General features: G+C 64.9%; 11 protein-coding genes, 1 tRNA gene and 1 pseudogene. 11 read left to right on the top strand and 2 right to left on the bottom strand.

Going from position 1 to position 10,157, the window contains the following annotated elements; translation table 11 throughout:
- Positions 1–96 precede the first annotated feature (96 nt).
- From Q0627_RS15810 to Q0627_RS15765, 10 genes and pseudogenes are all read left to right on the top strand, one after another.
- The gene (locus Q0627_RS15810) at positions 97–240 is read left to right on the top strand and encodes a hypothetical protein (protein WP_298811334.1); all 144 of its coding nucleotides are present in this window, start codon (positions 97–99) and stop codon (positions 238–240) included.
- A gap of 21 nt (positions 241–261) precedes the next feature.
- Positions 262–711 (top strand): serine/threonine protein kinase, encoded by a 450-nt coding sequence (locus Q0627_RS15805; protein ID WP_291016479.1) that lies wholly within the window; start codon positions 262–264, stop codon positions 709–711.
- Positions 712–740: 29 nt separating this feature from the next.
- Positions 741–1,721, top strand: coding sequence for a YafY family protein (locus tag Q0627_RS15800; protein WP_298811332.1), 981 nt, complete (start codon positions 741–743; stop codon positions 1,719–1,721).
- 116 nt (positions 1,722–1,837) lie between these two features.
- Positions 1,838–1,909, top strand: a tRNA-Val gene (locus tag Q0627_RS15795).
- 239 nt (positions 1,910–2,148) lie between these two features.
- Positions 2,149–2,769: a hypothetical protein gene (locus Q0627_RS15790; protein ID WP_291016485.1), complete on the top strand. Its 621-nt coding sequence runs from the start codon at positions 2,149–2,151 to the stop codon at positions 2,767–2,769.
- Between the two features lie 153 nt (positions 2,770–2,922).
- A complete protein-coding gene (locus Q0627_RS15785) occupies positions 2,923–3,159 on the top strand; it encodes a hypothetical protein (protein WP_291016488.1) in 237 nt (78 codons plus the stop codon).
- 14 nt (positions 3,160–3,173) lie between these two features.
- Positions 3,174–3,428 carry a hypothetical protein gene (locus tag Q0627_RS15780; protein WP_291016490.1) on the top strand — a complete coding sequence of 85 codons (255 nt, stop codon included), beginning with the start codon at positions 3,174–3,176 and terminating at the stop codon, positions 3,426–3,428.
- A gap of 95 nt (positions 3,429–3,523) precedes the next feature.
- Positions 3,524–3,744 (top strand): annotated as a pseudogene (locus tag Q0627_RS15775) (PE-PPE domain-containing protein); the annotation flags it as partial.
- A gap of 95 nt (positions 3,745–3,839) precedes the next feature.
- Positions 3,840–4,847: an NAD(P)H-dependent glycerol-3-phosphate dehydrogenase gene (locus Q0627_RS15770; protein WP_291016492.1), complete on the top strand. Its 1,008-nt coding sequence runs from the start codon at positions 3,840–3,842 to the stop codon at positions 4,845–4,847.
- A 199-nt stretch (positions 4,848–5,046) separates the two neighbouring features.
- The gene (locus Q0627_RS15765; RefSeq protein ID WP_298811327.1) at positions 5,047–7,113 is read left to right on the top strand and encodes a multicopper oxidase family protein; all 2,067 of its coding nucleotides are present in this window, start codon (positions 5,047–5,049) and stop codon (positions 7,111–7,113) included.
- 73 nt (positions 7,114–7,186) lie between these two features.
- Here the strand turns inward: Q0627_RS15765 and Q0627_RS15760 are convergent, their stop codons facing one another.
- Positions 7,187–7,651, bottom strand: a complete 465-nt coding sequence (locus tag Q0627_RS15760) for a peroxiredoxin (RefSeq protein ID WP_291016498.1) — start codon at positions 7,649–7,651, stop codon at positions 7,187–7,189.
- On the bottom strand, positions 7,648–8,112 hold the full coding sequence (locus tag Q0627_RS15755; protein ID WP_291016500.1) for a DUF3052 domain-containing protein: 465 nt from the start codon (positions 8,110–8,112) through the stop codon (positions 7,648–7,650). Before Q0627_RS15755 ends, Q0627_RS15760 begins: the two co-directional genes overlap by 4 nt.
- Before the next feature lie 382 nt (positions 8,113–8,494).
- Here Q0627_RS15755 and aceE point away from each other — a divergent pair.
- The coding region (aceE, locus tag Q0627_RS15750) for a pyruvate dehydrogenase (acetyl-transferring), homodimeric type (RefSeq protein WP_298811320.1) at positions 8,495–10,157 on the top strand (1,663 nt) is incomplete at its 3' end.

Here is a 10,157-nt window from a genome sequence, read left to right as displayed (position 1 = left end):
CAGGTCAGGGCACCATTCTTCGTTTATGACACGCAATCAGCGTGAAAGCCTGAGGCTAGTAGGGCCGAGATTTTGCACAGTTTCGAATACGACAAAGTGGGCACCACACTCGGCCCCTATCGGATCGACGGACTCATCGGCCGGGGCGGCATGCGCAAGGTGTATCGGGTCGGGCGACGGACCTGGGTAAGAACGGGTAAGAACAGGGTTGTCGCGCTGAAGCTGATGCGACGCAGCTGACGAGATCCCCCGGAGTCCCCGGTGACCGACGTCCCGCAGGCCCGGCCCCCCGCCGCGACCCCGCGAACCACAACCCCTGCCAGAACTCGCACGCGCGGCACCGGCGACCTCGGACTGGCCACACCCATCAGCCAACCCGCCTGCGACGGGACCGGGATCGTCGTCGTCGGCAACGCGGTCAACGCATCGACCCGCACCGCCGACATCAGCACATACCTGCGCCAGTACCCCGGTTCGCAGTATCTGCGCACGGACGTCTCGTGCGGATCACTCCGCGATCGCGACGACTACGGCAACGTCATCTACGCCGTCTACCGGGTGGCAGGCCGGTCCCGTTCCGACATCTGCTCGCTACGTGCCGAACTCGGCGCCCTGGCCGCGCAACTCGGCAACGATGCCCCGTACGGCAAGTGGCTGGACAACACGACCGATCCGAGCACTTTCATCTCCCCCGCCGATTGCGGACAGTAATCGTCCGCCCTCTGGGGCACGATTGCTGCATGTTGGAAACGTCGGCACGCCTACTGCGCCTGTTGTCCCTGCTGCAGATGCGGCAGGAGTGGACGGGTCCCGAGCTTGCGAACAGGCTGAGCATCACCACCCGGACCGTGCGCCGCGACATCGACAAGCTGCGCGACCTCGGCTACCCGGTGGAGGCCAACGTCGGCGTCGGCGGTGGTTACCGGCTCGGTGCCGGTGCGGAGATGCCTCCCCTGCTTCTCGATGACCAGGAGGTCCTCGCCGTTGCCGTCGGCCTCAACACCGTTGCTGCCGGTGGTATCGCCGGTATCCAGGAGGCATCGGCCGGTGCGCTCACCAAACTGCGTCAGGTAATGCCGTCGCGGCTGCGCCACCGTCTCGACGCCCTGTCGGTCGATTCGGTGCCGCGCGACGCGTCGTGGACGACGATCCCCGCCGACCGGCTCACCGACATCGCCACCACCTGCCACCGGCACGAACGACTGCGCTTCGACTACCGCAAGGCCGACGGCACCGAAAGCCGCCGCGACATCGAACCGTATCGGGTCGTCCGCAACGGCTCCCGCTGGTATCTGATCGGCTGGGATCTGGCGCGTGAGGACTGGCGGTCGTTCCGCATCGACCGGATGGAACCCAAAAACCCCCCCGGGCCCCCGGTCCCGCCCCCCGAAAATCCCGAGGGCGGCGCCGGCGCCTACCTGGCACGCAGTATCGGCGCCGTCTACCGCTCGGCGACGGCCCGCGTGCGCGTCCACGCCCCCCTCACCGACATCGCCGCGATGGTCTCCGACGACTGGGCCACCATCGAATCCGGCAACGACAGCGCCTGTGAACTGCGCGTCTACAGCAAATCCCTGACCTCGATCGCCCGCTGGCTGCGCGCCTTCAACGCCGACTTCGACATCCTCGAACCCGCCGCCCTCCGCGCCGAATGCGCCGCTCTCGCCGACGAACACGACCGCCTCGCCGACCGCTACCGCCGCTCCATCACCCACCCCTGAACTCCGCGTTTTGTGTCGCTGCGCGCCACAAAACGCGGATTCCGGCACGTCCCAGTTTGGACCACGACACGATCTGCCGCTAGATTCTTACGTTGGTGCGCGATGGCGCGCTGTCCGCGCGTATAGCTCAGCGGTAGAGCTCTGGTCTTACACACCAGCGGTCAGGGGTTCAAATCCCTTTGCGCGCACCGATGAAACCGCAGTTCAGGGACGCTGCTGAGTACTCCTCCAACTTCGCACAGTGCCAGGAGACGAGTCACCGGGTCACAAGTGGGCCGCCACTCATCTCCTTGTCGCCGTAACCGCACTCGTCACTTACATCGTCGTTAGCGACGACGGGCAATCCACGGCCGATCAGGACCACACGAGCGACGCCCAGAGTATGCCGGAATTCGGGAAGACCTCGCTTCGCGATACTGCAGCAAGAATGAACAAGCGTCTCGATCAACTCCGCTCCGAGGGCAAGAGTCAACTCGAAATGTTCGAGGAGGTGAAACGGTTCGCGACACCGGGGTGCTCAGCCCTCCTCACCAGTATTTTCGAGACATTCGGAGCCGAAGACGACGAAAAAGTCACTCAAGGGGCCACCAAGATCCTCAACGTTACAGAGACGGGCAACAGCGGAACTGTCACTGCCCAGACCGGCGACGATGAGCCAGAGAAGTCGAAGTGGATACGTACACGCGGCAAATGGCAGTTCACGTGTTCGTTCAATACGGACGACGATGACTCGACCACCCCTCCGACGCCGTCGCCAAGCAGTACCAAAAGTGCGCCGATCAGCGATCTGCCCGGTCAAGCGAACGAGGCAGAAAGAACTACATCGACTCCTCCAACACCATCGGCGTCCCCAACAGAGTCGCGAACCGAGGAAGGCCACGAGCGCAACGTTGACGATGATGACTACTTGCCCGTCCAGCGCTGGGATCCGTGCAGTGCGCCAGGATCGGCGACCATAAGTTCTCTGGACGGAGTGGACTACGTCTGTGTCCAGGACGACAAGGCGTACGGTGGCCACGAGTGGCGCACTTGGCAACCCGCGAATTGACGACCGACAAGATGCCTCCGCCAGCCATCGGCAAAGCCCCGGTCAGCCAAATCCAGCCGTCGCTACCGGACAAGGAACGGACGGCAAGGCCACCGCTCACCGGTTGTCAAGGTTTCCTTGACAACAAGAGATACGTAAAGATAACCTTTACAGGTGGAGATACGGGACAGTGCCCGCAAACACGACATCAGCGACGAGTCGATTCTCCACGCATGGGAGAACGCAATCCGACTGGTTGAGTACGACTACCACGGAGAGGATCGACTACTCGTCATCGGCCCCGACGTCAGTGGAACGCTACTCGAACTGGTCGCCGTCCCCGCCGGACGACCGACACGGATCATCCATGCAGATCGACTGCGCGCCAAGTTCTACGACTATCTCCGATAGGAGGGTGAAACGCTATGACTACCAGACATATCCACGATGTCACCGGACTTGACGACCTCGACCCGGCGCGCACACCGTCACGCGATGCCACCCATTTCCGGCGCATCATCGCCGCCCGCAAGAATCTCGCCGACGCGAGAGACGAGCTCAACGCCGCCGTCGCCGCCGCACGGGAAGCCGGTGACTCGTGGACGGTCATCGGTGCTGCCCTGGATACCACCCGGCAGGCCGCGTATCAGCGGTTCGGACAGGGATCGTCCGACGACTGATTCGGAACCAGATCAGCCGTCGGTACCTCCATTCACAGTGAAAGTTCAGCGTCGTGTTGCCGGCTTCCCCAGGATGCGCGTGGAACATCGGCGGTATGAGTATCACGGTCCTGGTCGTCGGGGTACCGGCGAGTCGTATGTGGGTGATGACCGCACTGAGGTCACCGGGCTGCTGTCGGCCGTCACCGACTGCCTGGACAGGCGGTTCATCGCGCAGTGTGTCCCGTACGCCGCCAGCTATGGCCCGGTTCCGCATCGGGACGGCCTCAGCTACGCCGAGAGCGTCGATGATGGCGTCGCCAACCTGGCCGCCGCATTCGGCAGGGCGACCGCGAAACCCGAAACCGGCCGTGACCGGGCGACGTTTGCGGTTCAATGACTCGACGGAACCCGTAACGAAGGAGTCGAAGGTTGTCGCGTTCATTGAGAGTTGCCGTGCTCGGCGGAGGATCGTGGGGAACCTCGGTCGCCGCGCTCGCCGCCCGCAACACACCCACCCTCATCTGGGCACGCGACAGCGCCACGGCCGACGACATCAACAACAACCAGCGCAACAGCCGGTATCTCGGCGACATCCCGTTGCCCGACACCCTCCGCGCCACCACCGATCTCTCCGAGCTCGCCGACTTCGCCGACGTGCTGGCCGTCGGCATCCCGTCCCATGCGATGCGCGAAACGCTCGCACCGCTGTCCGACGAGCTCCGGCCGTGGGTTCCGGCAATTTCGCTGGCCAAGGGACTCGAGCCCGGTAGCCGGCGCCGGCCGACCGAGGTGATCGCCGAGAGCCTCCCCGGCCACCCTGTCGGTCTGCTCGCCGGACCGAACATCGCCGGTGAGGTGGCCGAGGGCAAGGCCGCGGCCGCCGTCATCGCCACCGAGGACGAGCGGGTGGCCACAGCGCTGCAACCGTTGTTCACCTCGAAGGTGTTTCGCGTGTACCGCAACGACGACGTCCTCGGCTGCGAACTCGGCGGCATCTTGAAGAACATCGTCGCGATCGCCAGCGGCATGGCTGACGGTCTCGACGTCGGCGACAACACCCGGGCGATGGTCCTGGCCCGCGGGCTGGCCGAGATCACCCGGCTCGGCGAGGCGATGGGGGCCAATCCGCGTTCGTTCGCCGGCCTGACCGGCATCGGCGACCTCATGGCCACCTGCATGAGTCCCCGTTCGCGCAACCGCCGGCTCGGCGAACTGCTCGCCCAGGGCAAGACCACCGAGGAGGCCGTCGCCGAACTCGGACAGGTCGCCGAGGGCGCCAAGACGGCCCCGACGGTCCTCGAGCTCGCCAACGAGTTCAACGTCGCGATGCCGATCGCCGAGACCGTCGCCGGCGTCGTCACGGGCACGATGACCCCCGCCGACGCCTACCGCGGCCTCCGTCAGGTCACCCCCGGAACCGAAACCGACATCGGCTGACGGACCCACTTTCCTGAGGACTCCGTACTGCGTTCCGGCCGAACGCAGTACGGAGTTCTGCCGTTGATCCACCTTGGCATTCGATACAGGTAGTCCCACACCCGACATTCGGGTACCGCGCTACTCGTGCGCTCAACTCCGCGGAGAACCACCGTGGTTGATGTCAGTAACCGGCATCGATCACCAGAAGGATCTCGCCATGAGCGCACCCACCGCCGACCGGCCCGCAACTGAACTCGACGTCCCGATCACCGCGAAGGCGGCAGCGGATGCCACGCCCGACGACAATGTCGTGACATCCCGGCTCGGACTGCGCAAGTTCCGTGACGAACTCCCGATCCCCAAGGTCATCACGATCCCGGCCGGCGCCGACGAACACTGCGCGATCAGTATCCGGGCACAGGTGGGTCGTCACCGGTTCCACCGTGACCTTCCGAAAACCGATGTGTGGGCCTACGAGGGCCAGATCCCCGGACCCACGATCGAGGTCGAGCGCGACACCCCCGCCGCGATCGACTGGGTGAACGACCTGTTCAACGACGACGGGCAGCCGGCCACCCTCCCCTACGACGTTGTCCGGGTACCCCCGACCACCACAGGCGCTCCCCCCACGACCACAACAGCCATGACCCCCGGCGGCCGTGCGGTCAAGCTGGACCCTGCCGGCAGCGCAGCCGACTCGTTTCCCGCACTCGCAGGCACGGACGACCTCACCGGAGCCACCGTGGTGCATCTGCACGGCGCACTCACCAACGGCCACAACGACGGCTGGTCCCACAACGTCACCATGACAGGTGGACGTACGCGCGTGCTGTACCCGAACGGACAAGAGTCGGCGACGCTCTGGTACCACGATCACGCGATGGCGGTCACCCGCTTCAATGTCTATGCGGGGCTTGCCGGCTTCTACCTCCTCCGCGATACCAACGAGGCGTCGCTGACGCTCCCGTCGGGCCCGTACGAGCTGCCGTTGATGATCACCGACCGCAACTTCGAGACATACGTACCGAAACAACCAGGCGAGACGAGTTTCACGGGCCGGCCTCTCTACAAGCAGGCCGGCGTCGTCGCGGTCGGCGCGGAGGGCGCGCCGGTGGACACCGAGATCCCCGTGAGCGGACCGTTCAACCTCGTCAACGGCAAGGTCTGGCCCACCAAGAAGGTCAAGCCCCGCTGGTATCGTCTGCGGATTCTCAATGCCTGCAGTACCCGCACGCTCACGCTCGCCGTACACGACACGACCGACGAATCCGCGCCGCCGAACTCCCCGGCCAACAACGCCGACGCGAGCAACGGTTTCGTCCCCGTACGCGTGACGCCGATGACCGTCATCGGCACCGACGGCGGACTGCTTCCGGCCCCGATTCCGGTGTCGACGCTCGAGGTGGGTCCGGCCGAACGATACGACGTCCTGATCGACTTCCGGTCGCTGGCGGGAAAGACTCTCGAACTGCGCAATGAGCAGAACGCATTCATCAACGCCGATCAGGGCCGGGCGGATGCGACGATCATGCAGTTCGTCGTCGGCAAAACCGCCTCGCCCACCGACACCCACTGGGAACCACCCGTAGAACTGAATCCCGACTATCGTCGCTATCTCCACGTGGGCACCGACCTTCAGGTGGGGTCACAGACGATCCACTCGCATGAGCATTTCTGGGTGGCGCTCATCCCGCCGGGGCCAGGCGGCGGAGGGCATCCCGAACTCTGGGAGCTACGGCAGCTCGACAGCAAGGAGCCGTCCCCCGGCAAGGATCTCATCAAGCTCATCGATCCGCGGGACAAGGATCTGCCACCTGCCGAACAGACGGTTCTCCGGTTCGTCCCGACGGCCAAGCTCTTCGACGACGCGAACAGCATCGTGTTCGCCGAAGGCAGCTGGGCGGTGTGGAACATCCTTCATCTGGGCGGCCCACCACACCCGTTCCATATCCACATGACGCAGTTCCAGATGATCGAACGCGGTCAGTGGGACCTGGCTGCGCTAGGTGACGACGGCTGGAACGCCGACAACGGCACAACGGGCGTCCTGCCGATTCCCGCCGACTCAGCGATCACCCCGACCCACCAGGGCATGAAGGACACCTACCTGATCAAACCCGGTGAATGGGTCAAGGTGCTGGGCGACTTCACCGGCGCGACCGGCAGTTTCATGTACCACTGCCACATCCTCGACCATGAGGATCACACGATGATGCGGCCGTTCGTGGTCCTGCCACGGGAGGTGATGGCCTTCCACAAGGCCCACGGCGGCGGCCACCACTGACGCCCCGACGCAAACTCCGCGTCTTGTGTCGCTCAGCGAGGCAAGACGCGGAGTTTCGTGGGCAGACCGGGGCTCAGACCGCGGCCAGGGCCTTGGTCCAGACGGAGTCGTCCCGGGACTCGCCGGGGCCGATGACGTCGGCGAAGGCGATGGTGCCGTCGCGGTCGACGAGGAAGGTGCCGCGGTTGGCGTAGCCGCTGACGTCGTTGAACACCCCGTACGCCTGCGCCACTTCTCCGTGCGGCCAGAAGTCCGAGAGGATCGGGAACAGGAATCCCTGCGCCGACGACCACACCTTGTGCGTGGGCGATGCCCCGACGGAGATGGCGACGGTGGTGACGTCGTCGTTGCTGAACGCGTCGAGGTTGTCGCGAATGTAGCCGAGCTCGCCCTGGCAGGTTCCGGTGAACGCCAACGGGAAGAACACCAGCAGCACGCGGCGGTCGGCACGCAGCGACGACAACGCCACCTTCTGCATGTTCTGGTCACGCAACTCGAATTCGGGCGCCTGCTCGCCTACTGCGAGCGGACCACTCATGCTCGTTTGCCGGTGCGCGATTTAGGTTGCACCAGACGCGAACCCGACCAGGTGCCGAAGTTGACGACGCTGGTCTGCGTGAGGCCTGCTGTGGAGGCCGCCTCCGAGATGTCGGCGGCGTCGACGTAGCCGTCCTGGCCGGTCTTCGGGGTGAACACCCAGACGAAACCGTCGTCGGCGAGGGGGGCTATCGCGTTGATCAGACCGTCGACCAGGTCGCCGTCGTCATCGCGCCACCACAGGACGACGACATCGGCGACATCGTCGGAGTCCTCGTCGAGCATTTCGGCGTCGATGGCGTCCTCGATGGCGATACGGAGATCGTCGTCGGTGTCTTCGTCCCAGCCGCGTTCCTGCACGACCATGCCGAGGGTGAATCCCAGCTTACGGCCGACCTGAACCGCGCCGTCTTCGTCGGGACCACCGGATTCATCGGTACCGGACTCTGTGGCGGCAACCACCGCGTGCGACCTCCCAGCTCTCGCTACATGCAGTTCTGACTACATGAGAACTCACCAGGACATCCGCCCGGCGACATCTGACAATAGGAACAGCCTAAAGGTCACGCGTGCAACACGCACAGGCGACCTGCGGACAGATTTACGGCAATTCCGGTGACCGATGTCGCGTACTGCTCGGTAACAACGACGGTGGGTGCGAAATGGGGCACGATAAGGAATGGAGTCGGCGTGGCTCACACATGACGCGTCGGGTCCTTTGATCAACCACAGCACGATCAATCCGCAGCACGATCACTGAGCTCGGTCCCGGCCGAGGTCAGCAGATTTGAGTCGCCGGTGGCCACCTGTCCGCCGGCCGAGACACCAAGGAGCTGTCAGTACCGTGACCGACCAGTTGGATCAGTCGACACCCACCACCGAGACCGCCAATAACCGCGTGCGGGTCATCCGTGAGGGCGTCGCATCGTATCTGCCGGACATCGACCCGGAAGAAACCGGTGAGTGGCTCGACTCGTTCGACCAGTTGCTCACTGCCGCGGGTCCGGCACGGGCCCGCTACCTGCTGCTGCGGATGCTCGAGCGCGCCAACGAGAAACACGTCTCCATCCCGGCGCTGACCTCCACCGACTACGTCAACACCATCCCCACCGAGAACGAGCCGTGGTTCCCCGGCGACGAGGATCTCGAACGCAAGTTCCGGCAGTTCATCCGGTGGAACGCGGCCATCATGGTGCACCGCGCGCAACGTCCGGGCGTCGGGGTCGGCGGCCACATCTCCACCTACGCGTCGTCGGCGTCGCTGTACGAGGTCGGTTTCAACCACTTCTTCCGCGGCAAGGAGCATCCCGGCGGCGGCGACCAGATCTTCATCCAGGGACACGCATCCCCCGGCATCTACGCGCGTGCCTTCCTCGAAGGCCGCATCGACACCCATCGTCTCGACGGATTCCGCCAGGAGCACAGCCACGCCGGGCTCGGCGGCGGCCTGCCGTCGTATCCGCACCCACACCTGTTCCCCGAGTTCTGGGAGTTCCCGACGGTGTCGATGGGCCTGGGCCCGATGAACGCGATCTACCAGGCCCGGTTCAACCACTACCTGCACGACCGGGGCATCAAGGACACCTCCGACCAGCACGTGTGGGCCTTCCTCGGCGACGGCGAGATGGACGAACCGGAGTCACGCGCCTACGCCAGCCTGGCCGCGCTCGAGGGCCTCGACAATCTGACCTTCGTCGTCAACTGCAACCTGCAGCGTCTGGACGGCCCGGTCCGCGGCAACGGCAAGATCATCCAGGAGCTGGAGTCGTATTTCCGCGGCGCCGGCTGGAACGTGATCAAGGTGGTGTGGGGCCGGGAGTGGGACGCACTGCTGCACGCCGATCGCGACGGCGCCCTGGTGAATCTGATGAACACCACCCCCGACGGCGACTACCAGACCTACAAGGCCAACGACGGCGCGTTCGTGCGCGAGCACTTCTTCGGCCGCGACCCGCGCACCAAGGATCTGGTCAAGAACCTCACCGACCAACAGATCTGGAATCTCAAACGCGGCGGCCACGACTACCGCAAGGTGTATGCCGCCTACGCCAAGGCGATGGCGCACAAGGGCCAGCCGACGGTGATCCTGGCCAAGACCATCAAGGGCTACACACTCGGCAAGCACTTCGAGGGCCGCAACGCGACCCATCAGATGAAGAAGCTGACCCTCGACGATCTCAAGGATTTCCGCGACAGTACCCGGATCCCGATCACCGACGCCCAGCTCGAAGAGAATCCGTACCTGCCGCCGTACTACCACCCCGGGCCGGACGCCCCCGAGATCAAGTACATGCTCGACCGGCGCAAGTCGCTCGGCGGTTTCCTGCCGAGCCGGCGCACCACCGCCAAGCCGCTGCATCCCGACGTCTCGCGAGCACTGAAAACCGCGGGCAAGGGGTCGGGCAAACAGCACGTCGCCACCACCATGGCACTGGTCCGGATCTTCAAGGATCTGTTGCGCGACAAGGAGATCGGCCACCGCATCGTACCGATCATCCCCGACGAGG

Source organism: uncultured Gordonia sp. (assembly GCF_937858515.1).
Classification (GTDB): domain Bacteria; phylum Actinomycetota; class Actinomycetes; order Mycobacteriales; family Mycobacteriaceae; genus Gordonia.
The sequence above is the reverse complement of the archived record's forward strand: the minus strand, read 5'-3'. Positions and strand labels throughout refer to the sequence as shown.